Origin of the sequence: Arthrobacter sp. ISL-72 (assembly GCF_018613755.1) — a bacterium.
Classification (GTDB): Bacteria; Actinomycetota; Actinomycetes; order Actinomycetales; family Micrococcaceae; genus Arthrobacter.
This window is the reverse complement of record NZ_JAGGPP010000004.1, coordinates 396,957-423,220: the sequence shown is the minus strand read 5'-3', so window position 1 is coordinate 423,220 and position 26,264 is coordinate 396,957. Positions and strand designations below refer to the sequence as shown.

General features: G+C 67.1%; 24 protein-coding genes. 16 read left to right on the top strand and 8 right to left on the bottom strand.

Annotated features, from left to right (window positions below; genetic code table 11):
• Positions 1-16: 16 nt before the first annotated feature.
• Positions 17-1,123, bottom strand: coding sequence for a LacI family DNA-binding transcriptional regulator (locus J7I92_RS04960; RefSeq protein ID WP_214838028.1), 1,107 nt, complete (start codon positions 1,121-1,123; stop codon positions 17-19).
• Between the two features lie 245 nt (positions 1,124-1,368).
• Here J7I92_RS04960 and menD point away from each other — a divergent pair, with 245 nt between their 5' ends.
• Both menD and J7I92_RS04950 read left to right on the top strand, forming a co-directional pair.
• Positions 1,369-3,276 (top strand): 2-succinyl-5-enolpyruvyl-6-hydroxy-3-cyclohexene-1-carboxylic-acid synthase, encoded by a 1,908-nt coding sequence (gene menD / locus J7I92_RS04955; protein WP_396020348.1) that lies wholly within the window; start codon positions 1,369-1,371, stop codon positions 3,274-3,276.
• A gap of 141 nt (positions 3,277-3,417) precedes the next feature.
• On the top strand, positions 3,418-4,419 hold the full coding sequence (locus tag J7I92_RS04950; protein WP_214838027.1) for a hypothetical protein: 1,002 nt from the start codon (positions 3,418-3,420) through the stop codon (positions 4,417-4,419).
• A gap of 43 nt (positions 4,420-4,462) precedes the next feature.
• On the opposite strand, the gene J7I92_RS04945 is transcribed toward J7I92_RS04950, so the two are convergent.
• From J7I92_RS04945 to J7I92_RS04930, 4 genes are all read right to left on the bottom strand, one after another.
• Positions 4,463-5,263 (bottom strand): amino acid ABC transporter ATP-binding protein, encoded by an 801-nt coding sequence (locus J7I92_RS04945; RefSeq protein ID WP_214838025.1) that lies wholly within the window; start codon positions 5,261-5,263, stop codon positions 4,463-4,465.
• An 11-nt stretch (positions 5,264-5,274) separates the two neighbouring features.
• A complete protein-coding gene (locus J7I92_RS04940) occupies positions 5,275-6,066 on the bottom strand; it encodes an amino acid ABC transporter permease (RefSeq protein ID WP_214838023.1) in 792 nt (263 codons plus the stop codon).
• Positions 6,067-6,163: 97 nt separating this feature from the next.
• A complete protein-coding gene (locus J7I92_RS04935) occupies positions 6,164-6,967 on the bottom strand; it encodes an ABC transporter substrate-binding protein (protein WP_214838022.1) in 804 nt (267 codons plus the stop codon).
• Between the two features lie 186 nt (positions 6,968-7,153).
• Positions 7,154-8,593 carry an isochorismate synthase MenF gene (locus J7I92_RS04930; RefSeq protein WP_214838020.1) on the bottom strand — a complete coding sequence of 480 codons (1,440 nt, stop codon included), beginning with the start codon at positions 8,591-8,593 and terminating at the stop codon, positions 7,154-7,156.
• Between the two features lie 133 nt (positions 8,594-8,726).
• Between J7I92_RS04930 and J7I92_RS04925 the strand changes: the two genes are divergently transcribed.
• From J7I92_RS04925 to J7I92_RS04910, 4 genes are all read left to right on the top strand, one after another.
• On the top strand, positions 8,727-9,500 hold the full coding sequence (locus J7I92_RS04925) for a demethylmenaquinone methyltransferase (protein ID WP_311380132.1): 774 nt from the start codon (positions 8,727-8,729) through the stop codon (positions 9,498-9,500).
• Positions 9,501-9,512: 12 nt separating this feature from the next.
• Positions 9,513-10,847, top strand: a complete 1,335-nt coding sequence (locus J7I92_RS04920) for a geranylgeranyl reductase family protein (protein ID WP_214838016.1) — start codon at positions 9,513-9,515, stop codon at positions 10,845-10,847.
• A gap of 9 nt (positions 10,848-10,856) precedes the next feature.
• Positions 10,857-11,960: a polyprenyl synthetase family protein gene (locus J7I92_RS04915; RefSeq protein ID WP_214838014.1), complete on the top strand. Its 1,104-nt coding sequence runs from the start codon at positions 10,857-10,859 to the stop codon at positions 11,958-11,960.
• Positions 11,961-12,338: 378 nt separating this feature from the next.
• Positions 12,339-13,178, top strand: coding sequence for an endonuclease domain-containing protein (locus J7I92_RS04910; RefSeq protein WP_214838013.1), 840 nt, complete (start codon positions 12,339-12,341; stop codon positions 13,176-13,178).
• 126 nt (positions 13,179-13,304) lie between these two features.
• On the opposite strand, the gene J7I92_RS04905 is transcribed toward J7I92_RS04910, so the two are convergent.
• Positions 13,305-13,727: a hypothetical protein gene (locus J7I92_RS04905; RefSeq protein ID WP_214838012.1), complete on the bottom strand. Its 423-nt coding sequence runs from the start codon at positions 13,725-13,727 to the stop codon at positions 13,305-13,307.
• 14 nt (positions 13,728-13,741) lie between these two features.
• Positions 13,742-14,413, bottom strand: coding sequence for a trimeric intracellular cation channel family protein (locus J7I92_RS04900; RefSeq protein WP_214838011.1), 672 nt, complete (start codon positions 14,411-14,413; stop codon positions 13,742-13,744).
• A 61-nt stretch (positions 14,414-14,474) separates the two neighbouring features.
• Here J7I92_RS04900 and J7I92_RS04895 point away from each other — a divergent pair, with 61 nt between their 5' ends.
• The 7 genes from J7I92_RS04895 to J7I92_RS04865 all read left to right on the top strand — a co-directional run bounded on the left by J7I92_RS04895 (position 14,475) and on the right by J7I92_RS04865 (position 22,524).
• Positions 14,475-15,206 (top strand): sirohydrochlorin chelatase, encoded by a 732-nt coding sequence (locus J7I92_RS04895; RefSeq protein ID WP_214838009.1) that lies wholly within the window; start codon positions 14,475-14,477, stop codon positions 15,204-15,206.
• Between the two features lie 74 nt (positions 15,207-15,280).
• Positions 15,281-17,026 carry a nitrite/sulfite reductase gene (locus tag J7I92_RS04890; protein ID WP_214838007.1) on the top strand — a complete coding sequence of 582 codons (1,746 nt, stop codon included), beginning with the start codon at positions 15,281-15,283 and terminating at the stop codon, positions 17,024-17,026.
• Positions 17,023-17,742 (top strand): phosphoadenylyl-sulfate reductase, encoded by a 720-nt coding sequence (locus J7I92_RS04885; RefSeq protein ID WP_214838005.1) that lies wholly within the window; start codon positions 17,023-17,025, stop codon positions 17,740-17,742. Before J7I92_RS04890 ends, J7I92_RS04885 begins: the two co-directional genes overlap by 4 nt.
• Complete coding sequence (cysD, locus tag J7I92_RS04880) at positions 17,739-18,686, top strand: sulfate adenylyltransferase subunit CysD (RefSeq protein ID WP_214838002.1); 948 nt, start codon at positions 17,739-17,741, stop codon at positions 18,684-18,686. Before J7I92_RS04885 ends, cysD begins: the two co-directional genes overlap by 4 nt.
• Positions 18,686-20,119, top strand: a complete 1,434-nt coding sequence (locus J7I92_RS04875) for a sulfate adenylyltransferase subunit 1 (RefSeq protein ID WP_251039423.1) — start codon at positions 18,686-18,688, stop codon at positions 20,117-20,119. The genes cysD and J7I92_RS04875 overlap by 1 nt, the downstream gene beginning before the upstream one ends.
• A gap of 106 nt (positions 20,120-20,225) precedes the next feature.
• Complete coding sequence (locus J7I92_RS04870) at positions 20,226-21,392, top strand: RtcB family protein (protein ID WP_214837999.1); 1,167 nt, start codon at positions 20,226-20,228, stop codon at positions 21,390-21,392.
• Between the two features lie 124 nt (positions 21,393-21,516).
• Positions 21,517-22,524 (top strand): GTP pyrophosphokinase family protein, encoded by a 1,008-nt coding sequence (locus J7I92_RS04865; protein WP_214837997.1) that lies wholly within the window; start codon positions 21,517-21,519, stop codon positions 22,522-22,524.
• 33 nt (positions 22,525-22,557) lie between these two features.
• Here the strand turns inward: J7I92_RS04865 and J7I92_RS04860 are convergent, their stop codons facing one another.
• Positions 22,558-22,884 carry a GYD domain-containing protein gene (locus J7I92_RS04860; protein WP_214837994.1) on the bottom strand — a complete coding sequence of 109 codons (327 nt, stop codon included), beginning with the start codon at positions 22,882-22,884 and terminating at the stop codon, positions 22,558-22,560.
• 248 nt (positions 22,885-23,132) lie between these two features.
• Here J7I92_RS04860 and J7I92_RS04855 point away from each other — a divergent pair, with 248 nt between their 5' ends.
• The 3 genes from J7I92_RS04855 to J7I92_RS04845 are packed head-to-tail and all read left to right on the top strand — an operon-like array spanning position 23,133 to position 26,014.
• The gene (locus J7I92_RS04855) at positions 23,133-24,269 is read left to right on the top strand and encodes an ABC transporter substrate-binding protein (protein ID WP_214838217.1); all 1,137 of its coding nucleotides are present in this window, start codon (positions 23,133-23,135) and stop codon (positions 24,267-24,269) included.
• A 55-nt stretch (positions 24,270-24,324) separates the two neighbouring features.
• Positions 24,325-25,050, top strand: coding sequence for an ABC transporter ATP-binding protein (locus tag J7I92_RS04850; RefSeq protein ID WP_214837991.1), 726 nt, complete (start codon positions 24,325-24,327; stop codon positions 25,048-25,050).
• Positions 25,040-26,014 carry an ABC transporter permease gene (locus J7I92_RS04845; protein WP_214837989.1) on the top strand — a complete coding sequence of 325 codons (975 nt, stop codon included), beginning with the start codon at positions 25,040-25,042 and terminating at the stop codon, positions 26,012-26,014. Before J7I92_RS04850 ends, J7I92_RS04845 begins: the two co-directional genes overlap by 11 nt.
• The last annotated feature ends 250 nt before the right edge of the window (positions 26,015-26,264 follow it).

Below are 26,264 nucleotides of genomic sequence, written 5' to 3'. Positions count from 1 at the left end.
CCACCTCCCGCCGGGGCTAACGCCCGGCGGGGGCGGGGCCGGTGGAATCACGGACCACCAGGCGGCAGGGAACCATCGTCTCGGCGCCGGCGCCGGCAGCAGCACCGGCAGGAGTAGCGGCGCCGGCAGCCGGGCCGCCGTCGTCGTTCTTTCCGGCCGGAGTGGCCCCAACCTCGGCGAGCAGCGCGGTCATGGCGGCGGCGCCCATTTCCCGGAGCGGGAGTGCCATGGTGCTGAGGGCGGGAACCATGGCTTTGGCGATGCGGAATTCGTCGTCGTAGCCCATGACCGACACGTCCTGCGGGATGGTCAGGCCAAGACGGTAGCAGGCGAGCACGACGCCGACGGCCAACCGGTCGTTGGCGCACAGGATGGCGGTGGGCCGCCGGGCTGGTTCCACGCCGTCGAGGAGCTTCATGGCGCCGTGGAATCCGGCGTCGATATCCCAACCGACCTGCAGCACACGGTCCTCGTTGACCTCAAGGCCGGCGCCGCTGAAGGCCTCGCGGTAGCCCTCGATCCGGCGGGGTGCAGCGGGCGTCAGGGAGTCGCCCGCGAGGAAGGCTATGTCCCGGTGTCCGAGGGCCATGACGTGCTCAGCGGCTTCCCGGCCGCCGCGGACCTCATCGGGTATGACCGCGGGAAGGCCGGCGTCCGGGCGGTCGTCGAAACAGTTGGCCAGGATGGACGGGACACGCGCCATGTTCGGCGGCACGTGGAGCGGACGCAGGCCCACGGTGACGTACATCAATCCGTCGACCTGCCGGTCCAGCAAGGTGTCCACCGCACCCTCGTCCCGGGACTCGTCCAGCTCCGTGTCCATCACGACAGTGACAAAGCCGTGCGAGCGTGCCACAGCATCGGCGCCCGCGATGATGTTGCCGTCGAACGGACTGGTCACCACCTGGTCCGAGACGATCCCGATGACCCGCGACTGCTGGTTCCGCAGGCTCAGGGCGATCTTGTTGGGCGAGTAGTTGAGCGCGGCGGCTGCTTCCCGTATGCGCTGCTGGCTCTCGAGGGCCACGTTGCCGTCGCCCCGCCCGTTGAGCACGAGCGACACAGCGCTGCGCGAGACGCCGGCCAGCTTAGCGACGTCCAGTGCGGTGGCCTTGCGGTTCATGGGCTGATCCTCTGGGTTAATCACTGCTTTGCTGCAGTTTACCTAACTCGTGTGAGCTATCGGACGCTCTCTCATTTCCGGCGGGTTTTTCCCGGACGCTCTCTCACTTCCGGCGGGTTTTTCGGGGACGCTCTCTCACGTCTGGAGGGTTTTTCCGGGACGCTCTCTCATTAGGTAGTGAGAGAGCGTTTGGGTTTGGGCGGCAGGAAGTGAGAGAGCGTTGGGGTTGGTGGGAGACTGGGTTGGTGACTTCTGAGAACCCTCTGGAACCGCTCGATGCCTATTCCGCCGCCGATGACGCCCCGCTTTCCGAAGGCGACCCCACGGGCGCCCCGGCCGCCTCGGCAGTCACAAGTGCGGCCGGCGCCGCTACTCCGGACGGGACCAGCGCCCCAACAGCTCTGCACGAGGACGAGGACTCAGCCCCGACCCCCGGCACCCGCGGAGAAGCGGCAAGCGCCACCCTCACCGCCATCGAATCCGCCCGGATTGCCGTGTCCGCCCTGCTCGACGGCGGCGTGCGGTACGTCGTGGTGTCGCCGGGTTCACGGTCGGCACCCCTGGCCTACGCCCTCGCGGAGGCCGACGCCGCTGGCCGCGTGGAACTCCTGGTCCGGATCGACGAGCGATCGGCCGGGTTCACGGCGCTGGGACTCGCGTTGTCCACCGGAGCGCCGGTTGCCGTGCTCACCACGTCCGGCACCGCCGTCGGGAACCTGATGCCGGCCGTGATGGAGGCCAACCACGCCGCGCTTCCGCTGGTGGTGCTGTCCGCTGACCGGCCCGATGAGCTGCGGGGGACCGGCGCCAACCAGACCACCATCCAATTGGACCTCTTCGGCGAACACGTGCGATTCGCCGTCGACGTTCCCGCCGGAACGGACCCGCAGCGTGCAGTGGAGACCGCCCTGAGCGCGGCCACCGGAGCCTTTGAGGACACGCCGCGCGGACCCGTGCAGCTGAATTTGGCCTTCCGTGATCCGCTGGTTCCTGCCGCAGGCGACCATTTGCCGGCGGCGGCGGACCGACGGGTCTTCAAGATGGGACGCGGCCCCGAGCCCCTGACGTTTGCGCCCGCACTGGACTCCCTGGAGGAACGGCGCACCGTGGTGCTGGCAGGGCACGACGCCGGACCGGTCGCCGAAGCCTTTGCCCGCGCCCACAGCCTGCCGCTGCTGGCCGAGCCGTCCTCCAACTCGCGTTTCGGCCCGAACGCGGTGGGTCCGTACCGGCTGCTGCTGGAGCACTTCGGCCCCGATTCCGCGCAGCCGATCGAGCGGGTGGTGCTCTTCGGCCGGCCAACCCTTTCGCGGCCGGTCAGTGCGCTGCTGGTCCGCGCCGACGTGGCTTCGGCCCTCTACCAGCCGGTTCCCGTTGCCTGGTTCGAACCGGGCCGCCGGACCGAGCTCCCGCTGGACAACCTCAGCGACCTTGCCGACTTCTCCGGGCGCGGACCCGCGGCGTGGCTGGACGCGTGGCTGCTGGCCGGTGCCGCCGCCCAGCACGCGCTCGACCAGGTGCTCGCCCAGGAACCAGCGGCAACCGGGCCGTCGGTCGGCGCACTGGTCTGGAAGCACACCCGCGGACAGTTGATGCTCGGATCCTCCAACGGCATCCGCGACGTGGATCTCGCCGGCCAGCCCATGCCCGAACCGTCCGCCACCGTATTCGCCAACCGCGGCCTCGCCGGCATCGACGGCACCATTTCCACCGCCACGGGAATCGCGTGGGGCGGCCGGCAGGAAACTACGCTGCTGCTCGGTGACGTGACCTTCCTGCACGACGCCGGCGGGCTCCTCCTGGGCTTCGCCGAGACCGATCCGCTGCTGCGCATAGTGGTCCTGAACGACTCCGGCGGCGCCATCTTCAACCTCCTCGAGCACGGCGCCGTGCACGAAGCCGGAACGTACGGGAACGCCGTCGAACGCCTCTTCGGCACCCCGCACACAGTGGACATCGCGGCACTCGCCGCAGCGTACGGCGTCGAGCATTGCTCGGTAAGTACGACGGCGGCACTCGCCGAGGCGCTTACCGTGCCGAGGTCGGGCCGAAGCATCATTGAGGTCCGCACCGACCGGCATGGGCTCAGGGAACTGCACGGCCGGATCAAGGCGGCAGTGGGAGCAGCGGTGGCTGGGACTTTGAGGGCGTAGCCTAAGGACGCCGATTCGGCCCCAGGACAAGGATTAACCGGGGTCCCCGGACCGATTCTGCGTCCCGCCGTCCGTTGTGGTTTGTCCACATAACCGGGTTGGCATCTGCCGGAACGCCTGGTGCCCTGCGATGGTTCCGGTGTGAGTGAGCTGCCCCGCCTGATCCTGACCCGCCATCTTGCCGAGACCGGTGCGAGCACCCGTCCGCTGCCCGCTGCAGTGAGATCCGGCTTCCTGGTGCGTGTCCGGCAGGGCGTGTACGTGGAGGCTTCGGCCTGGGCCGGGCTCGCCGCCTGGCAGCGCTACCGGCTGAGGATCGAGGCAGTTGCAGAGACTTCCCAGCTCCCGCCGGTCTTCTCGCATCATTCCGGCGCCGCGCTCTGGGGTGTCCCCACAATCCAGCGGGGCCAGCCGGTTCACGCGTTGACCACTTTCCGGGGCGGCGGCCGGTCCCGCGGCGGCGTGCGGAAACATCTGGTGGAGCCCGCAATGCTCGACGCCGACACCGTGGACGGCTTGCGCGTCACCTCACGGGTGGTGACGGTCCTCGACCTGGCGGCAACCGTCCCGTTTGCCGAGGCATTGGTTCCGTTGGATCACGTGCTTAAGGCCGACAATGTCCGGGCACTCCCGGCGCTGACCAAGGAGGAGCTGCTGGCGGCTGCGGCGGGACGATACTCCGCTGCTGCTATGCGGCGCGTCCGGGCTGCCGTCGAGTTTGCCGACGCCCGGTCCGGCTCTCCGGGCGAGTCGTACAGCCGGGGGTTGATTCACGCGGCTGGTTTCGAGGCACCAACCCTGCAGCACGAGGTCCGGAGCACCACCGGCTTCGTGGCCTTCACCGACTTCTATTGGAAAGAGAGCCGGACGGTCGGCGAGTTCGACGGCGTTGAGAAGTACCTCAAGCCGGAATTCCTCAAAGGCAGGACGCCCGGGCAGGTCGTGGTGGACGAGAAGCTGCGGGAGGACCGGATCCGGGCAACGGGGCTGAACGTGGTCCGGTGGGTGTGGAGTGATCTGCGGAAGGGCGGCGAACTGGAAGGCAAGCTGAGGACGGCAGGCGTGCCCCGCCGTCGTTGGTCATCTCCCGGACGCGGCATTGGTCCCAGGACGCAGAATCGGCCCGGGGACACCCAAATTTGAGTGTCCCCGGACCGATTCTGCGTCCTAAGGCCGGATCCCCGCCCTAGCTCGCGATCTCGATGTGCGTCGGGTCCAGCACGCGCTTGAGGAACTCCTTGGTGCGGGACTGCGTGGGCGCTCCGACGACCTGTTCGGCCGTGCCTTCCTCCACCACAACGCCGCCGTCCATGAACACCACGCGGTCGGCCACTTCCCGGGCGAAGCCCATCTCGTGGGTCACCACCAGCATGGTCATGCCCTCCTTGGCCAGGTTCCGCATGACCGACAGGACGTCCCCCACGGTCTCCGGGTCCAGGGCCGAGGTGGGCTCGTCGAACAGCATGAGCTCGGGGTCCATGCTCAGCGCCCGGGCGATGGCCACACGCTGCTGCTGGCCGCCGGAGAGCTGGTCCGGGAATCGGTCGGCCAGGTGGCCCAGGCCCACGCGTTCCAGGTTGGCGCGTGCCACGTTGTCCGCCTGGGACTGCGGGCGCTTGAGCACCTTGGTCTGCGCGATGGTGCAGTTCTGCAGGGCGTTCAGGTGCGGAAACAGGTTGAACTGCTGGAACACCATGCCCACCTTGCGGCGCATCCGGTCAATGTCCACATCGGGGTCGGTGGCCTCGAAGCCGCCCACGTGGATGGTTCCCTCGTTGGGCTGCTCGAGCAGGTTGACGCAGCGCAGCAGGGTGGACTTGCCGGAGCCGGACGGGCCGATCAGGCAGACGACCTCGCCGGGGGCAACGTCCAGGCTGATGCCCTTGAGGACTTCGTTGGAGCCGTAGGACTTGCGCAGGTCCTTGAGGGAAACTCCGGCGGCGCGCACGGGGGCGCTGGTGCCGGAGGAATGTACGACGTCGTTCATGACTGTCCTGCCTATCGCTTCGTCCGCGCGGAGCGGCTTTCGAACTTCCTGGCCAAAAGGCTCAGCGGGATGGTGATCACCAGGTAGAAGGCGCCTGCCACGAGGAGCGGGGTAAGCCCTGCGCCCAGGCTGGATATGCCGTCGCGGCCGAACTTGGTGAGCTCGTACTGCGAAGCGGTCAGGCCCAGCACGTAGATCAGCGAGGAGTCCTTGGTCAGAAGGATCACCTCGTTGGTCAGCGGCGGGAGGACGATGCGGAAGGCCTGCGGGATCACGATGGACACCATGGCCCGCCACTGGGGCATGCCCAGCGAACGGGCGGCTTCGAGCTGTCCCTTGGGCACGGCCTGCAGGCCGGCTCGGAGTGTTTCGGCGATGTAGGCCGCGGCCACCATGCCCAGCGAAATCATCACCACGATGGTCACGTTCCACTGCACGCCGAACGCGAGCGGAACACCGTAGCCGAACGCGATGAACACGAGCAGCGCGGGAATGCCGCGGAAGAACTCGATGTAGCCGGTGGCGATCCAGCGGTAGAGCGGGAAGCTGGAAAGCTTCATGAGGGCCAGCAGCAGCCCGCCGGACAGGCCCACGATGAAGCCCAGGGACGTGTAGATCAGGGTGTTCTTGAGGCCGGCCACGAAGATGTCCGGGAACATCGGGCCGATCTTGGCGAAGTTGAAGACGCTGGTGCCGATGGTTTTCCAGTCGGTGGCCAGAATCAGTGCGGCCACAGCCACAACGAAGATTCCGGCCTGGACGTACAGGCTGACTTGGGCTCGCTGTCGGGCGGTCATTGCCATGGTGTTCTCACATTCGTTTTGCGCAGATGAGGCCCCGTACGGACTGTTGTACAGATCCCGAACGGGGCCCCGGAAGCGTAGGTGTCAGGCGCGCCGGTTACTTGGCGGCTTCGCCGAACCAGGTGGTCTCGTACTTCTTCAAGGAGCCGTCGTCGGTCAGGCGCTTCAGCGTGCTGTTGACCTGGTCAAGCATGGCGGTGTTGCCCTTCTTGACCGCGATTCCCAGCTTCTCGCCGGTGGCGTAGTTCTCCACGCGCTTGTACTTGTCATCGTCCTTGATGGCGTAGCCGAGGACCGACTGGTTGCCCAGGGCAGCGTCGATGGTGCCGGCCTTGAGTGCCTGGACCAGTAGCCCCGTGTCCTCAAACTGCTGCGCCTCGATGCCCTTGTCCTTGGCGTACTGCGCGCCCGTGGTGGCCTGCTGGACGCCCACCTTCTTGCCCTTGGCGCCGTCGAGGTTGGTGATGCCGGAAGCCTCGGTGGCGACCAGGGTCAGGTCGTCGTTCAGGTACGGGTCGGAGAAGTCCATGACGGCCTTGCGGGTGTCCGTGATGGAGACGGAGGAGATGGAGACGTCGCAACCGGTCAGGGCAGTTCCGGTCTCGATTGCCTCGAAGGAGCTGTCCACAACGTTCAGTTCGGCCTTCATGTCCTTGGCCAGCTCGCCGGCGATATCCATGTCGAAGCCGACAATCTTGCCGTCCTTCTGGAATTCGAACGGCTCGTAGGGAACGTCGGAGCAAACGGTCAGTTTGCCGGCATTGATGAGCTGGACGCCGCCTTCGGAGGTCGCTGCAGGTGTGGAGCTACCGCCGCAGGCCGTCAGGGAGAGGGCCCCGACGGCGAGGATTGCGGCTGCCTTGGCGGCCAGCTTGGCCGTGGCGGAGGACTTGGGCTGCATAGTTTCTTACCTTTTGTTGCAGGGGCATGCGTGACTAAGACGGCTTATAGTGTAACGCCGAATTTGAGATGTGCATCACAGAAAACTTAGTTTCACTATTGGATAACTATTATCGAGGCTAGCGCAAGCCCCAGGGTCGCGGCATTGTCTGAGATCCCGGACTCTTCACCAAGGAGGCCCAGAAAACTAGCTCTTCAGCCCCAGCGACTCGAGCATCGGCCGGAACTTGGCCCAGGTCTCGGCGAGTTCCGCCTCGGGATGCGAGCCCTCCACGATCCCGCAGCCGGCATAGAGCCGCACCGAGTCCGGCGCCTCGATCACCGCGCCGCGCAGCGCGATGCCCCACTCGCCGTTCCCTGCCGCGTCCAGCCAGCCCACCGGCCCCGCATACGGTCCACGGTCCATGTGTTCCAGCTTGCGGATCAGCGCCCCGGCCACCGTGGTGGGGGTTCCGCAGACGGCGGCGGTCGGGTGGAGGGCGTTGATGAGCGCGAGGCACGTGGGCACGTGCCCTTCAACCTCGGTCAGTTCCGCCTTCACGTCCGACGCAAGGTGCCACACATTGGGCAGCTCCAGGATGAACGGTTCGCTGTGCGCATTCATGGCCTCGGAGAACGGCGCCAGCTGGGTGGTCAGCGACTGGATCGCGATCTCGTGCTCGTGCCGCTGCTTCTCGGACCCGGCCAGCACACGCTCGGCGAATTCCAGCGGCGAGCCGTCCATCCCCTCGGCGTCGCGCCGGTCCAGGGTCCCGGCCAAAACGCGGGCCTGGGCCGTGCGGCCCTCCACCTGGATCAGCATTTCCGGAGTGGAACCCACCAGCCCGTCCACGCCGTAGGTCCAGCATTCGCGGTACCGGATGGCCAGCTGGCGCAGGATTTCGGCGGCGTTCACGCCCTCCGGAATCGTGGCCACGATGTCCCGGGCCAGGACGAGTTTCTCGAGCTTGCCGGTGCGGATTTCGGCGACGCCGGCAGCCACCGCCGCCATCCAGTCATGCTCGCTGAGCGATCCGGTTTCGAGTTTAGGCACGACGTCGGCAGCCGGCTCTGCGGCCACGCCGCCGCCGGGACGGTTGCCTACGTGCAGCCCGACGCCGGCACTGCCCGCCTGCGGACCGGCCCCTGTCACCGGCGGTTCCGCCTCCAGTTCGGCGCTGGAGGCCGCGGTCACCAGCGGGTCGGCGTCCAGCCAGCGACCCAGGGCGGCGAGGGCGCCGGCCTCGGTGAGCTCGCCGTCGTCGAACGTTAACTGGGTGAGCCAGGCGCGGCCGTCCCTGACCCCCACAACAATCTCGGGCACGATCAGCCGCGAGCGGTGCGTGGACATCTTCGAGAAGGCGAAGGAGCCGAAGGCCACCGGGCCGGTGCCGGGGCAGTCCACTGAGTCGGTGATGTCCGCCTCGAGGACCAGGTGCCGCCACCAGATGTCGGCCTCGAGGAAACGCTCGGGGCCGGTGGCGCTGAACCGGGCAATTTCGCCGAAGCCCACGAGGCCGGCTTCGCGGCGGGTCCAGCAGAGGACATCGTCCCGGACCAGAAATGACGGCAGCCCCCCGGAGAATGATCTTCCATCCAGGGGGACTGTCAGGGTCTTGATGATGCCGGCGCGGAACGTACTCGTCATGATGGAACAACAGTACTCCCGAGTGCGGCCGGGGCTGTGGCCGGGACCGCGGCCGGGGCCGTGGCCGCCACCGCGCCGCGCGGGGCTGCGGCGGTGGTTCGTGGGTCCGCCCAACATTTGAGACAATGTCATGGTGAACCGAGCATCCTTGGATAAGCGTCCGGACGAAGTAGCCACGATGTTTGACGACGTCGCCCCCAAATACGACGTCGTGAACGATGTCCTGTCCATGGGACAGACGCGCCGCTGGCGCCGGGTAGTCGTCGAAGCAATGGATGTGAGGGCCGGCCAGCGCGTGCTCGACCTCGCCGCCGGAACGGGCACCTCCAGCGAGCCCTATGCCGACGCGGGGATTAACGTCATCGCCTGCGATTTCTCCCTCGGGATGTTGAAGGTCGGCAAGCGCCGCCGCCCGGACATCGACTTCATCGCCGGTGACGCCACCCGCCTGCCGTTCGCGGACAACACCTTCGATGCCACCACCATTTCCTTCGGCCTGCGCAACGTCAACGAGCCGAAGAAGGCCCTGGCCGAAATGCTCCGCGTGACCAAGCCCGGCGGCAAGCTGGTGATCGCCGAGTTCTCCCAGCCCGTGGTCCCGCTGTGGCGCACCATGTACACCGAATACCTCATGCGCGCCCTCCCGGCCATCGCCGTGAAGGTCTCGTCCAACCCGGACGCCTACGTCTACCTCGCCGAGTCCATCCGCGCCTGGCCGGACCAGGACCACCTGGCCAGCTGGCTGCAGGAATCCGGCTGGGAGAAGGTCACCTACCGCAACCTCAGCGGCGGCATCGTCGCCGTCCACCGCGCGCACAAGCCCGTCTCCGGGAACGCCGCGGCCATCGCCAACCAAACCGGCCCCGTGGCGAAGCTCCGCCGCAACATCACCCGGCCGGCGAGCTAGCCGACAGCTGCCGTGAACGTACTGATCGTCGGCGCCGGCCCCGCAGGGTCCACTGCCGCCTACTACCTCGCCAAGGCCGGCATCCACGTCACGGTGCTGGAAAAAACCAGGTTCCCGCGGGAAAAGGTCTGCGGCGACGGCCTCACGCCGCGCGCCGTCCGCGAGATCCAGAAGCTGGGCCTGCCCCACCCGGAAGAGGCCGGCTGGCGGCGCAACAAGGGCCTGCGCCTGATCGCCCGCGGACGCACCATCGAGTTGCCCTGGCCGGAAGTCTCAGATTTCCCCACGTACGGCCTGATCCGCACCCGGCTGGGCTTCGACGAGGAGCTGGCCCGGCACGCAGAGTCCGCCGGCGCGCGCATCCTGGAGGGCCACAGCGTCACCGAAGCCCTGCGTGCTGAGGACGGCCGCGTCATCGGTGCCCGCGCGGCCCTGCTTGACGAATCCGGACGCAAGACGGGGGAGACGCGCGACTTTTTTGCCGACGTCGTACTGGCCGCCGACGGAAACTCATCCCGGACTGCCGTGTCCCTGGGCATCCAGAAGCGCGACGACCGCCCGCTGGGCGTTGCCGTGCGCACGTATTTCCGGAGCCCCCGGCACGACGACGACTGGATGGAAGGCTGGCTGGAACTTCCCGGCCGCGACGGCGGACTGCTGCCCGGCTACGGCTGGGTGTTCGGCGTGGGCGACGGCACCTCCAACGTGGGCCTCGGCATCCTGAACTCCTCGGCCGAATTCGGCAAGCTCGACTACAAGCAGGTCCTGCGCGAGTGGACCGCCGGGATGCCCGCCGAATGGGGCTTCACGCCCGAAAACCAGGTGGGCGAGGTCCGCGGCGCCGCGTTGCCCATGGGCTTCAACCGGACCCCGCACTACTACCCGGGCCTGCTGCTCCTGGGCGATGCCGGCGGCATGGTCTCCCCGTTCAACGGCGAAGGCATCTCCTACGCCATGGAGTCCGCCCGCTTTGCGGCCGAATACATCATCGACGGCGCCGACTGGCAAAGCCGCTACGCCAAGTGGACGCACGACGACGCCGACCTCCACTTCAAGGGGTACGCGGACTATGTGCGCGGCCAGTGGGGGAGCCACTTCACCCTGGGCCGGGCGTTCGCCTCGGTGATCGGCAAGCCCTCGGTCATGAAGCTTGCCCTGCGCACCGGCATGCCGCTGCCGGCACTTATGAAGTTCGTAGTCCGGCTGATGGCCAACGTCACGGATGAATCAGCCAAGGGGTTCGAGGACAGGGTGATCAGGCTCCTGGAGGCCCTGGTGCCTGCCACGTCCAACACCTCCCTGTCCCCGTCCAGCTACACATCCGCGGTTTCCGCACCAAAAAGTTAGGGTTAACCCGTGACGAACTCTGCCAAGCACAGCTGGACCCACGCCGGACACGGCCTGCCGGGCCCCAGGGAGCCCGAGCCCAACACCACCGCCATCGCCACAGGCCTCCAGCTGCCGGCCGGTTTCGCCGCCATCGCGGAAGACCCGGAGCTGGGCCCGGCCATCACCACCAACCTTGCCCGCGTGGAAAAGAAGCTCCGCGAGGCCATTGCCAACTCCGACCCCCTGGCTGATGCAACGTCGCGTCACCTGGTGGAAGCCGGCGGCAAGCGCATCCGTCCGCTGCTGGCCCTGCTCTGCGCCCATCTCGGCGACGCCTCGCGCCCGGCTGTGGTCCAGGCTGCCGTGGTCGTTGAGCTCACCCACCTGGCCACCCTCTACCACGACGACGTGATGGACTCGGCCCCGTTCCGCCGCGGTGCGCCCACCGCCCATGAGGTCTGGGGCAACTCGGTGGCCGTCCTCACCGGCGACCTGATTTTCGCCCGCGCCTCCATCCTGGTGTCGGAGCTTGGCTCCCGCGCGCTGGGCATCCAGGCCCGCACGTTCGAACGCCTGTGCCTGGGCCAGCTGCACGAAACCGTGGGGCCGCGCCCGGACGAAGACCCCGTGGCGCACTACCTCTCCGTCATTGCGGACAAGACCGGCTCCCTGGTGGCTGCCTCGGGCCAGCTGGGCGCCATTTTCTCCGGTGCGGATGAGGCCTACGAGCCGCTGCTGGTGGAGTACGGCGAGAAGATCGGCGTGGCCTTCCAGCTGGCCGACGACGTCATCGACGTCACCGGCATCAAGGTCAAGTCCGGCAAATCCCCCGGAACGGATTTGCGCGAAGGCGTGCCCACCCTGCCGGTCCTGCTGCTCCGCAACGCCGCCGCCGAAGGTGACGCGTCCGCCGTCGAACTCCTGAAACTGATCGACGGCGACCTCTCCTCGGACGACGCCCTGGCCGCCGCCGTGGCAGGCTTGCGCGATCACCGTGTCACGGCGGAATCGTGGGTTGTGGCGCGTGCCTGGGCCGATGAGGCCATTGCCGCCCTGGCGCCGCTGCCCGACGGCGTGGTCAAGGAGTCCCTGACAAGCTTCGCCCGCGCGGTGGTTGACCGCGCCAGCTGAGTTTTCTGTTCCCCGAGGGCCCAGGGCTTAACCCGGGGCTTAAACGGAACGGCCCCGGTTCTTTGCAGCAACACGAGTCATTCGCTGCATCGAACCGGGGCCATTTCTCCGTTCGCATCAGATCCACCGGAGGCATTTAGTGGATCCGTGAATAAGTCTATGACAGTTTTGTCACAAATGCCAACTGTCTTGTTAATGCCCATGTCACGTGGGTGGCAGCTGGGCCTCCCGCCGTCGTGGGGCAGATTGCGGCCGTCATGGGGCATTCCAAGGGTGGAGTTCGGCGTGTTCGTGTCGAAGTGCCCCACGACGGCCGAGTTGTCCACATGTCCCAGCTGGCGTCTCGCCCCGGCATCAGTCCGCAGGCACCGTGGAGTCATGGATATTGAGGGCTTTCTCCGCAGCCGGGCCGGGGCGGCCCGGGCGTCGGCACTCTGCGGGGCGGGATTCACTCGTGCTTCCCTCACCAAAGCCGTGGCCGGTGGGCGCGTTGTACGTATCCGGCGGGGCGTCTACAGCCTGCCCCGGGAGGCAGGTGTGTTCGGGATCGCGCTACGGCACAACGCCCTGCTTACCTGTTTATCGGCCGCGCCCATTTACAGGCTCTGGACGCTAAATGACGCTGGCGCGGTCCACCTGAGTCCGGGCCACAAGGCAACACCTTCCGGAGCGCTGACCCATGGCCGGTGCCTCCATGCGCCCCATCCCTGGCTGCCGGTTGCCGGCCCGGCCGACGTCCTCATTCACGCGCTGCGATGCCTGCCTGCGCTGGAATCCCTTGTCATGGTCCAATGCGCTGCCCAACGCGGAGACATCACCGTGGAGTTCCTGCGTCGCAAGCTCCCCGGAAATCGCAATGCCCGCGTCCGGGCCATCCTGGACAGCGTGATCCCGCGGGCCGACTCACTCCTTGAGGTGCTGGCCAATTATCATTTCCGGCGGGCAGGCCTCCATGTTCGTAGGCATGTGGAGCTTCCGGGCGTGGGCGAGGTGGACTTCCTCATCGAAGAGTTCCTCGTGGTGGAAACCGACGGCCGCTCCCACGCGGAACCCCGACAAGTGAAGAAGGACCGGAAACGGAACAATGCCACGGTCATAGGCGGACGTCTCGGGCTCAGGTATGGCTATGACGACGTCGTTCATCACCCTGAGCGGATGGTGGCCGAAGTGCTGGCGGTACTGGAGCTTTGCCGGCGGGGAGCTTTCGACGCGAGGTGACTGCCGCCGTCGTGGGGCACTTTGAGCCACAGAACCGCGGAACCGGGCTTAGCAGACGGCGTGTCCGTGTCGAAGTGCCCCGTTTTGGCGCGAGAGCCACGACGGCGGCGGCGAAGCCCCAACAACTTAGTCCTCGTCGTTGAAAGCCCACTCGAACATGTCGAACACGAACTCCGAGAACGTGCCTTCTTCGCTCTTCCACTGGCCGCGGGCGTTGTTGCGGCGGTACACAATGGGGTCCGGGACGCCGAGGTCGCCCACGCGGAAGCCCCAGGTGAACTGTTCTTCCTCGTCCTCCAGGAACATCAGGAAGCCTTCGTCGTCCACTTCGAGTTCCTCGGGATCCCAGAAGTAGTGGTAGGCCTCCATGAGGTCCTCGCAGCCACCCACTGCCTGGTAGAACTCGCGCAGGACCAGAGGGATCTGGAACTGGTGCTCGGAAACGGCTTCATCGAGCTCCTCGGGGGAGAGCCCGTCCTCCTCCTGCCATTCGTCCTCGAGATACTTCGGAACAAGCGCGCGGAACTTCTCGAGGAACATGTCAGTCATGGTTCATATCCTAGCTAATCCCGGGCACCGCTTTCGGCCGGTCCAAGCCCCAGCCGGTGCCACCCCCGGACGGCTAGCGGAACGTGCCAGGATTTGCGCCAGGCCGTCACCCGGAAGGCGAAAACGACGGCGGCGATGGCGCCGGCAGTGACTGCGTTGAACAACCCGGAAACCCACAGGACGGAAGTCAGGGCGGCCCCGGTGAAGGCGGGGAGGGCGTAGAGGTCCTTGGGGTCGAAGAGCTGGGGCACTTCATTGGCAGTGATGTCGCGCAGGAGGCCGCCGCCCACCGCCGTCGTGACCCCCAGCAGGACCGCCGCCACCGGGTTCATCCCCAGCGTCAGCGCCTTGAGCGTGCCCGTGATGCAGAACAGGGCCAGTCCGCCGGCGTCGAACAGGAACAGCAGCGAGGTGTAGCGCTGGACACTGGAGAACAGGAAGTACACCAGCACGGTGGCCAGCAGCGGGGGAGCCAGATACGCCGGATTGGTGAACGCCGCCGGAGGGCCGCTGTTGAGAATGATGTCGCGGATCACGCCGCCGCCCAGGGAAACCAGGGACGCGAGCAGCAGGGACCCGAGGATGTCGAACTGTTTCCGCGCCGCCAGCAGGGACCCGGAGACCGCGAAGAAGAAGACACCGGCCAGATCCAGCCATACCAGGACGGAGTCGAATGAGATGGTCAATGGGCGTCCCGGTCAGTTCCAAAGGGGCGGATAGGGTGGCTCCAACGTTACGCTAGCCCCTATGAATAGCCCGATCATGATCGCCTGTGCCCACGGAACGTCCAGCCCGCTGGGTGCCTCCGAGGTCAACGGCCTCCGCGCCGACATCAGCGGGTTGCGCCCCGGCCTGGATGTCCGGGAAGCCTACGTTGACGTGCAGGATCCGGACCTGGTGGACGTCATGGCCGGGCTGCCGGAAGGGGAGCCGGCCGTCATTGTGCCGCTGCTCCTCAGTGTCGGCTTCCACACCAAGGTGGATATTGCGAAGGCTGCGCGCGGCAGGGAAGGCAGCTTCGCGTCCGAGCCGCTGGGGCCGGACCCCCGGCTGGCGGAGATCCTGGACCAGCGGCTGCGCGAGGCCGGGGCCACCGAGCACGACGCCGTGGTGCTGGCTGCGGCAGGATCCACCAACCCCAAGGCCTCGGTCAGCGTTGAAGAGCTCGCCGAACACCTCAGGGCACTGCGCGGCAACAGGATCGTGCCCGCCTACGGTGCGGCCGCCAAACCGTCCGTGCCCGACGCCGTCGCCTTGCTGCGCGCCGAATACCCCGGCGGGGAGGGGCAGGGACGCGTCATCATTGCCTCCTACCTGCTGGCCCACGGCTTCTTCCACGACCAGCTGGCCAAGGCGCAGGCCGACGTGGTGACCGAGCCGCTGCTGCCCTCGAAACTCATGGCCGAGATCGCCCTGGACCGGTATGACGCCGCCGTTGCCGCAAACCGGGAATCCGCAAGGCCCTCCGGCGATTCATGACGAAATATTTCCCTAGGTGACCTCGCGTTTCCGACCCTTTGTGACGGCTTTCGGGTGGGACCTACAGTCGATGCATGACTGATACAGCTCTAGCCGGAGCGTCCGCGGACTCCGCTGCCGCCAAGCGACCTGCACGCGCCAACCGTCCGGCAGCGAAGCCGCATGGCCAGTGGAAAGTGGACGGCACCACGCCGCTCAATGCCAACGAAACCTGGAAGCAGGAAGACGACGGCCTCAACGTCCGCGAGCGTATCGAGTCCATCTACTCCAAAGAGGGCTTCGACGCCATCCCGAGCCAGGACCTGCACGGCCGCTTCCGCTGGTGGGGCCTCTACACCCAGCGCAAGCCCGGGATCGACGGCGGCAAGACCGCCACACTCGAACCGCATGAGCTCGAGGACAAGTACTTCATGCTCCGCGTGAGGATCGACGGCGGCGCGCTCACCACCGAGCAGCTGCGCGTCATCGGCCAGATCTCCGTGGACTTCGGCCGGGACTCCGCCGACCTCACCGACCGCCAGAACATCCAGCTGCACTGGATCCGTGTGGAGGACATCCCCGAGATCTGGCGCCGTCTCGAAGGTGTCGGCCTGTCCACCACCGAGGCCTGCGGCGACGTTCCCCGCGTCATCCTGGGTTCGCCCGTGGCCGGCATCGCCAAGGACGAAATCATCGACCCCACCCCGCTGATTGCGGAACTGGGGGAGCGGTTTATCGGCAACCCGCTGCTGTCCAACCTGCCGCGCAAGTACAAGACCGCCATCACCGGCCACCCCAGCCAGGACGTGGTGCACGAGATCAACGACTTCGCCCTGGTGGGCGTCAAGCACCCTGAACTGGGCGTCGGCTACGACCTCTGGGCCGGCGGCGCGCTGTCCACCAACCCCATGCTGGGCAAGCGCCTCGGCGCCTTCGTCCGCCCTGAAGAGGCCGCCGAAGTGTGGCTCGGCGTCACCAGCATCTTCCGCGACTACGGTTACCGCCGCATGCGCACCAAGGCGCGCCTGAAGTTCCTCATGGCCGACTGGGGCCCCGAGAAGTTCCGCCAGATCCTCGAGGACGAATACCTCGGCTACAAGCTGGCCGACGGCCCCGCCGCACCCAAGCCGTCCACCCCGGGCGACCACGTGGGCGTGCACGAGCAGAAGGACGGCAAGTTCTTCATCGGCGCCACCCCCATCGCCGGCCGCCTGTCCGGCGCGGCGCTGGTCAAGCTCGCGGACACCCTCGAGGCCCGCGGCTCCTACCGGCTGCGCACCACCCCGCACCAGAAGCTCGTGGTGCTGGACGTTGCCAAGGAAGAAGTCGAGCCGCTGGTCGCCGAGCTGGACGCCCTGGGCCTCTCCGCCCGTCCGTCCGTGTTCCGCCGCGGCACCATCGCCTGCACCGGCATCGAGTACTGCAAGCTCGCCATTGTCGAAACCAAGGTCACCGCCGCAACCGCAGTGGCCGAGCTGGAACGCCGCCTGGCCGACCTCACCGCCAGCGGCCAGCTGCCCCAGGCCCTGTCCCTGCACATCAACGGCTGCCCCAACTCCTGCGCCCGCATCCAGACCGCGGACATCGGACTGAAGGGCATGATGCTGCCAACGCCCGACGGCGACCCCACCCCGGGTTTCCAGGTCCACCTGGGCGGCGGGCTGGCTTCCAACGACCGCGAAGAGGCCGGCCTCGGACGCACCGTCCGCGGGCTCAAGGTGTACGTCGAGGACCTGCCCGATTACGTGGAGCGCGTAGTCCGGAAGTTCGTGGCCGACCGAGCCGAAGGCCAGACCTTCGCCGAGTGGGCCCACGCAGCCGATGAGGAGGCACTGCAGTGACCGATGTTGAAGCAAAACTCCGCTCCCACGAGGAGCTCAAGGCACTGGCCGAAGCCGGCGCCGCCGAGCTCGGCTGGGACGCCCCTGCCCGCGACGTCATCGCCTGGGTGGTCCGCAACTTCGAACTGCCCGCCGTGGCCGTGGCCTGCTCCATGGCCGACGCCGTCCTGCCGGCGCTCGTCGCGGACCAGCTCCCCGGCGTCGACGTGCTCTTCCTGGAGACCGGCTACCACTTCCCGGAGACCTACGCCACGCGCGACGAGGTGGCCGCAAACCTCCGCGTCAACGTGGTGGACGTCCTCCCCGAGAACACCGTGGAACAGCAGGACCGGCTGCTCGGCAAGGACCTCTTTGCCCGCGACGCCGCCCAGTGCTGCGCCCTCCGCAAGGTGGCCCCGCTGCGCCGCACCCTGGCCGGCTACGAACTGTGGTTCACCGGCGTGCGCCGCGACGAAGCCCCCACCCGCACCAACACCCCGCTGATCACCTGGGACGAAGCCAACGGCCTGGTCAAGGTCAACCCGGTGGCGGCCTGGAGTTTCGACCAGCTGGTGCAGTACTCCGACGACAACCTACTTCCCGTCAACCCGCTGCTTTCACAGGGCTACCCGTCCATTGGCTGCCAGCCCTGCACCCGCAAGGTAGCGCCCGGCGATGACCCCCGCGCCGGCCGCTGGGCAGGATCCGACAAGACAGAATGCGGACTACACGTATGAGCACTTTCCTAACTGAGGAGCCCACCCAGGTGACCGACGCTGCTGTTTCCACGCGCCTCTCCAGCCTGGACACGCTCGAATCCGAGGCAATCCACATCATCCGCGAGGTGGTGGCCGAGTTCGAGAAGCCCGCGCTGCTGTTCTCCGGCGGCAAGGATTCCGTGGTGATGCTGCACCTGGCCACCAAGGCCTTCTGGCCGGGCAAGGTACCCTTCCCCGTGCTGCACGTGGACACCGGCCACAACTTCCCCGAGGTCATCGACTTCCGCGACCGCACCGTTGAGCGCCTCGGCCTGAAGCTGGTGGTGGGCTCCGTGCAGGAGTTCATCGACAGCGGCGAACTGGCCGAGCGTGCCGACGGCACCCGCAACCCGCTGCAGACCGTCCCGCTGCTGGACGCGATCCAGCGCAACAAGTTCGACGCCGTCTTCGGCGGCGGCCGCCGCGACGAGGACAAGGCCCGCGCCAAGGAGCGCATCCTGAGCCTCCGTGACGAGTTCGGCCAGTGGGACCCGCGCAACCAGCGCCCCGAGCTGTGGAACCTGTACAACGGCCGCCACACCGTGGGCCAGCACGTCCGTGCGTTCCCCATCAGCAACTGGACCGAGCTGGACGTCTGGCGCTACATCGAGCGCGAAAACATCGAGCTGCCGGGCCTGTACTACGCCCACGACCGCGAGGTCTTTGCCCGCGACGGCATGTGGCGCGCAGTGGGCGAAGTGTCCCAGCCGCTGCCGCACGAGAAAGTCATCACCAAGACCGTCCGCTACCGGACTGTCGGTGACATGTCCTGCACCGGCGCCGTCGAATCGGCCGCCGCCACGGTGCGCGACGTCGTCATCGAAGTTGCCGCCTCCACCATCACCGAACGTGGCGCAACCCGTGCGGATGACCGCATTTCCGAGGCCGCCATGGAAGACCGCAAGAAGGATGGCTATTTCTAATGAGCACCGAAATCGATACAGCCCGCGCGGCTGCCCTTCTTGACGAGGCCCCGCTAGCGTCCGCCTCCTTGTTCCGCTTCGCGACCGCCGGATCGGTCGACGACGGCAAGTCCACGTTGGTGGGCCGCCTCCTGCACGACTCCAAGGCCATCCTCGCCGACCAGCTTGACGCTGTTGCCCGCACCTCTGCGGACCGCGGTTTCGGAGGACCCGGCGCAGCCGGTGTACAAGCGATCGACCTGGCCCTCCTGACCGACGGCCTGCGCGCCGAGCGTGAGCAGGGCATCACCATCGACGTCGCCTACCGCTACTTCGCCACGGACCGCCGCAGCTTCATCCTGGCCGACTGCCCCGGGCACGTGCAGTACACCAAGAACACCGTGACCGGCGCATCCACCGCGGACGCCGTCGTCGTACTCATTGACGCCCGCAAGGGTGTCCTGGAGCAGACCCGCCGGCACCTGTCCGTGCTGCAGCTGCTGCGCGTGGCGCACGTGATCGTGGCCGTGAACAAGATCGACCTGGTGGACTTCAGCGAGAGCGTGTTCCGCGAGATCGAAGCGGACGTGCAGAAGGTTGGGCGTGAGCTCGGCCTCGGCTCCGATGGCATCGCGGACCTGCTGGTGGTTCCGGTTTCCGCGCTCGACGGCGACAATGTGGTGGAGCGCTCGGAGCGCACCCCCTGGTACACCGGCCCCGCCCTGCTCGAGGTGCTGGAGACGCTGCCCGCTGCGGACGAACTCGAAAGCCACCTGGAGAGCTTCCGCTTCCCCGTGCAGCTGGTCATCCGGCCGCAGGGCGCGCTGGCACCGGACGCTATCGCCGGCGGGCTCGACGTCGAAAAGTACCGTGACTACCGCGCGTACGCCGGGCAAATCACCGAAGGTTCGGTCAAGGTGGGCGACAAGGTCAGCGTGCTGACCCCCGGCCAGGACCCGCGCACCACCACGGTGACGGGCATCGACTTCGCCGGTGCTGAGCTGGAGGAAGCCGTCGCGCCGCAGTCCGTGGCCCTGCGCCTTGCCGACGAGTTCGACGTCGCCCGCGGTGACACCATCGCCGCCGCCGGCACCGTCCGCGAAGCCTCCGCAGACCTGTATGCGGCACTATGCTGGCTGTCCCCGAAGCCGCTCCGCGAGGGTGCCAAGGTACTGGTCAAGCACGGCACCCGCACCGTGCAGGCCCTGGTCCGCAGCGTCAGCGGCAAGCTGGACCTGGCCACGTTCAAGCTCGAGGGCGCCTCCAACCTGGAGCTCAACGACATCGGCCACGCGCAGCTCCGGCTCGCCGCCCCGCTGCCGCTCGAGAACTACCTGCACCACCGCCGCACGGGCGGGTTCCTGGTGATCGACCCGCTGGACGGCAACACGCTGGCTGCCGGCCTGGTCAACGACCACCCCGGCGACCACGAGGACGAGCGCTACAGCATCTAGTTCCCGAGAAACCGCGGCTTGTTCGCAGATCCGGACCCTTACGGTCAGGGCTCGCGAACAAGCCGCGGTTTTGTCGTTTCGTATTCTTAACGGTGGGAGGCGAAACGTGGAGACCATCAACAGCAAGCTGCTCAACTGGGCCTCGATCCTGGACGACAAGACTCGCGAGCAGGCCCTGAGAACGTCACGGCTGCCCTTCATACATCCGCATCTGGCGCTGATGCCGGACGCCCACCTGGGCAAAGGCGCAACCGTGGGCTCCGTGATTCCCACCCTGCACGCGGTCATTCCTGCCGCCGTGGGCGTGGACATCGGCTGCGGGATGATCGCGGTACGGACGCAGTATTCGCTGAAGGACCTGCCGAAGGACCGCAAACGGCTGCGCGAGGCCATCGAACGGGCCGTTCCCCTCTCGGCGGGCCACAACAACAGGAACGTCACGGCCTCAGCCGAGCCGCGGATCGCGGAGCTGCGACAGCTGGCAGCCAAAGCCGGCTTCAACCCGGCGCAGTACGTGGCGAAGTGGGAACTCCAGCTGGGCTCGCTGGGATCGGGCAACCACTTCATCGAGGTCTGTGCCGACGAAACCGATGCCGTCTGGCTGTTCCTGCATTCCGGCTCACGCGGCGTCGGCAACAAGATCGCCCAGCATCACATCGGCGTCGCCCAGCATGTGGCGGCAAAGAAGAAGATCCGGCTGCCCGACCCGGACCTTGCACACTTGGAGGAAGGCACGCCCGAATTCGACCGGTACATCGCGGAGCTGCGCTGGGCCCAGCACTTCGCCCTCCTGAACCGGGAAGAAATGATGGAGCGTGTCAGCACCCAGTTCGGCAAGTGGGCGGGCGCGCCGGTGCGGGAACGTGAGCGGATCAACTGCCATCACAACTTCACCCGGCAGGAGACGCATTACGGCAAGTCGGTCTGGGTGTCCCGGAAGGGGGCGATCAAAGCCGAGCACGGCGATCCCGGACTCATTCCAGGTTCCATGGGGACGGCGTCGTACGTGGTGGAGGGACTGGGCAACCCGGCGTCACTCAATTCCTCGCCGCACGGTGCGGGCCGCGAGTACTCGCGGACAGCGGCGCGCAAGGCGTTCTCCCTGGCCGAGCTGAAAAGGGCAATGGACGGAATCGAATTCCGCGCTACCGAGGCCTTTATTGACGAGATTCCAGCGGCGTACAAGCCCATTGACGTCGTGATGCGCGACGCGCAGGACCTGGTGAGGATCCGTCACACCCTTCGGCAGCTGATCAACGTCAAGGGGGATTGAGCATGGCACTGCAGGGCCGAGGGACGAGGGCCTTCTGCCTTGCAGTGAGGCGTTGCAGTGGCTGAAACCCGTAGGCTTGGATACTCTGCTGGGTACACGGCCTGCAGTGGTCTGAGGGGGAACGGTGCAAGATCATGAGGCAGTTGTTGCCAGCTCGCTGGAGCATTACGCGGCGATGCTGCCCCGGCTGAACCAGGCGTCCGTGGCCATCGGACACGCCATCCGCGCCAGGCTCCGGGACGACGGCCTGAACCACCACACCGTCCAGGCCCGGGTCAAGGACCCCGGCTCCGTGAAGGGAAAACTGGACCGGCTCACGGCCGACGGCAGGTTCAAGTATGAACGCGGCCTCGAGCAGCTCGACGACCTCATCGGCGTCCGCGTCATCATGTTCCTGGAACCGGACATCGCGGACGTGGCAACGGCCCTGAAGGGGCAATTCCACTGCCGCGAGGACGACGACAAGACCAGCTCCCAGCGGCGCAGCGGCCAGATCGGCTACGCCGGCCGGCACCTCATCCTCCAAGTCCCTGCCGAAAATGTTCCCGTGGGCTGCCAGACCTTCATCGGGGAGCGGTTCGAGGTCCAGATCCGGACCGTGCTGCAGCATGCGTGGGCCGCCTTCGAACACGACATCCGCTACAAGGGCGGCGCCGAGGCCAATGCGGAAGTGGACCGCGCGTTCACCATGGCCTCGACGCTGATTGAACTCGCCGACGCCCAGTTCTCGGCGATCAACGACATCGTCAAACGCCGCCAGGCCGAAAGCACCGCCGAGTTCGCGCCAAGCCCCGCCACGGAGCTCACCGGCGACATCCTTCAGGACATGCTGGCCCGGCTGCTCTCGGATCACCCCCGCAGCCAGGCCCGGCAGTACGGCTGGCTGGGGGACCTGCTGGCCGCCAACGGCGTGCGGACCGTGGCCGACGCCGAGGAGCTTTTCGGCGCCGCCGACTGGTCCGCCGTGGCCAAGAAAATGGACTACAAGTTCCCCGCGGGCCACGTGCGGATTGCCGACGACTTCCTGCTGAAGACCTGGGGCACCGGCTACATCTCCCGCACTAAGTCCTTGGGGGACGACCCCAAACGCGAGTCGAAGCTGGTGTACCGGCTGGAACGCATGCAGGACTGACGGGCCGCCTGCAGTCGGGGGGAGTCTGGAAAGTCAGGTGCCCGGACGCCGGTACTTGATCTGCTCGGCCTTGCGCAGGGCCTCCATTGTTTCGTCGACGGTCAGGAGCACCGTGGTGTCGAAGGAGCTCAGCGCGCCGCCTCCGCTGATGGCCAGGGCCACAGCGGCCATGGACACGTTGTCGGGTGCTTCCCAGAGATTAAAGCCGTCATGCGAGCCGAAGGCGTACCAGAAGCCGTGGAGTTTGCCGCCGACGGATTCGATGTAGGTCTGGGCGGCTTTCCTGCGGTCCTCGGGGTTGTTGATCAGTTTCGCCCAGGTCTCAGGTGTGTAGCTGAACTTCGACAGGTAGAGCGGCATCGTCTGGTCCTTTCCTTGGTGTCGGACGTTCCTTCGTCTCGATAGTGCCGATGGTGCCGATCCAGCAAGAATGGCAGTCTGCCGCCAGCGCAGCAATGGGCCCGCTCTCTTGCCTCGCCGGGAATGGCCTTGCCCTGTGTGTCGCGAATATGACGCTGCATGAACGCGCGTGACCCCGGGTTTCCGAGTCGTTGAACCTCGTTTGTGACACTCCCTATGGTGAAACAATGACAAGTCCCCAGCCCCGAATGATCCGCATCGTGGCAGGAGAGAGCAACAAGCCGAAGCGCAGGCGCGCCGTCGAGGTTCTGGTTGCCCTCGGCCTGGTGCTGCTCATTGCCGCCGGTGCCGTGGTGGCGTCAACACTTTCCCGCAACAGCGAAGCCCAGGCAGCGGCACCAACCCCTGCCGCAGAGTTGAAGCTGGGCTATTTCGGCAATGTCACGCACGCCCCGGCCCTCGTGGGAGTCAAGCAGGGCTTCATCGCAAAGAACTTGGGCGAAACCAAGCTCAGCACGCAGGTGTTCAACGCCGGGCCCGCAGCGATCGAGGCGCTGAATGCCGGCGCGATCGACGCGACATACATCGGTCCGAACCCGGCCATCAACTCGTTCGTCAAGAGCCAGGGCGAGTCCGTGAGCATCATCGCCGGCGCTGCGGCCGGCGGGGCGCAGCTGGTGGTGAAGCCCGGGATTGCTTCGGCGGCGGATTTGAAGGGCAAGACCCTGGCCTCGCCGCAGCTGGGCGGCACGCAGGACGTGGCGCTCCGGGCCTGGCTCGCGGGGCAGGGCTACAAGACCAGCACTGACGGCAGCGGCGACGTGGCCATCAACCCGACTGAGAATGCGCAGACCCTGAAGCTGTTCCAGGACGGCAAGCTCGACGGCGCGTGGCTGCCCGAGCCGTGGGCGTCCCGGCTGGTTTTGCAGGCCGGCGCGAAGGTCCTGGTGGACGAGAAGGACCTGTGGGACGGATCCCTGACCGGCAAGCCGGGCGAGTTCCCCACCACCATCCTGATCGTGAACAAGAAGTTCGCCGCCGAGCACCCGGACACGGTCAAGGCACTCCTCAAGGGCCACGCTGAATCAGTGAAATGGCTCAACGACACCCCCGCCGCGGAAAAGGCCAGCGTGCTGAACGCCGCGCTGAAGGAAAACGGCGGCGCCGCACTGCCGGCCGACGTCATCGACCGGTCGCTGCAGAACATCGTCTTCACCGTGGACCCGCTGGCCGGAACCTACAAGAAGCTGCTGCAGGACGGCGTGGAGGCCGGCACCACCAAGCAGGCGGACATCAACGGCATCTTCGACCTCACCGCACTGAACAGCATCACCGGCGAAACCGGCGGCGACCCGGCCTCCGCGGCCGGCCTGGGCAGGGACTAATCCCCACGACCATCCGCAGCACAACTTCCAGCCCCATCAACGTAAGGACAGGACCATGCCAGTCGTACTGGAAAACCTGGGTAAACGCTTCGGCGACGGCGCCCCGGTGCTGGACGACGTCAACGCCAACATCGCCCAAGGCGAGTTCGTTGCCCTCCTTGGCGCCTCCGGCTGCGGCAAGTCCACCCTGCTGAACATCATGGCGGGACTGGAACTCCCGACGTCGGGCGCCCTTGAGGTTCCCAGCGACGGCGCGGCCTTTATGTTCCAGGACGCCGCCCTCTTCCCGTGGCTGACGGCGAGGGAGAACATCGAGCTCGCCCTGAAGCTGCGCGGCGTGGGCAAGGCGGACCGCCGGACCAAGGCCAACGAACTCCTGGACCTCGTCCACCTGGGCGGAGCCGGCGACAAGCGCCCCCATGAACTTTCCGGCGGCATGCGCCAGCGCGTCTCCCTGGCGCGTTCCCTGGCCCAGGACCGGCAGCTGCTCCTGATGGACGAGCCGTTTGCCGCCCTTGACGCCATCACCCGCGACCTCCTCCACGACGAACTGGAACGCATCTGGAAGGAAACCGGACGCACCATCGTTTTTGTGACGCACAACGTCCGCGAAGCCGTCCGGCTGGGCCAGCGGGTGCTCCTGCTGTCCTCCCGCCCCGGCCGCGTGGTCCAGGAATGGAACGTCACCGAGGAACACCGAACCGACGCCGGACTTGCCGGACAGCTGACCGGGGTCATCACTGCCCGGCTGCGAGAGGAGATCCGCCGCCATGCCAAGTAACACCACCCCCCTTGCCGAAGCCCCCGCTCCCGGGGAAGCATCCGGCGCTTCGTCCGACGCTTCGTCCGCTGAGAAGGTCCACGCCGCCCTGACGCGTTCCTCCACCGGCAACGAAGACCTTCGCGAGCTCGAATCCGGCCTTGATTCCCTGCAGTCCGACGCAGCCCGGGCGGTGCGCATCGACTGGAGCCGCATCCTGCTCCCGGTCGCGGCGCTCGTGGTCCTGATCCTGGCATGGCAGTTCTACGTGTCGCTGGGCCTCAAGCGGCGGGACCTGGTGCCCGGGCCGCTCGATGTGCTGGGCCAGTTCGGCACGCTGTGGGCCGAGGGGTCGCTGCAGGAAGCCGTCTGGACGTCGCTGCAGCGCGGGCTGGTGGGCTTCCTCATTAGTGTTGCCATCGCCACCCCGATCGGACTGCTGCTCGCACAGGTGGCTCCGTTGCGCCGCGCTTTCGGTCCGCTGATCTCCGGGCTGCAGGTGCTGCCTTCCGTGGCCTGGGTGCCAGCGGCGATCATTTGGTTCGGCCTCACGGACGCCACCGTGTACTTTGTGGTGTTCATGGGCGCCATCCCGTCCATCATCAACGGCCTGATCTCCGGCGTGGACCAGATCCCGCCGCAGTACCGCAGCGTCGGCACCGTCCTGGGCGCGTCCCGGCTGCAGATGGCCGTGCAGATCATCCTTCCCGCTGCCCTGCCCGGCTACCTGAGCGGGTTGAAGCAGGGCTGGGCGTTCTCCTGGCGCTCCCTCATGGCCGCGGAAATCATCGCCGTGGGCGGCACCATCGGGTTCGGCCTGGGCTCCATGCTCAACCAGGGCCGCGACCTCGCCGACATGACAGTCGTGATGTCCGCGATCCTGCTCATCCTCGCGGTCGGCATCCTGATCGAACTGCTGGTCTTCGCGCCCATCGAAAAGCGCCTCCTGCGCCGCCGCGGCCTCCTCGCCGGCAGCACCCGCTAGGCACCTCACACCGACTCAACAGCAGAGCCCGACGGCGAGTCCCGCCGTCGGGCTCTGCTGCTTTGTTCCTCAGCTCTTTCCCTCGACGCCGAAGTGGGGCACTTCGACACGGACACGCCGGGGGATTGGGCCGGTTTCGGGGCGAATGGCCGGCAATGTGCCCCACGACGGCGGCGCCGCCCAGGACGGCGGCCCACGACGCGCCGGTGACGGTGGCGGGCGGAGGACGACGGCGGCGACTGTGCCCACA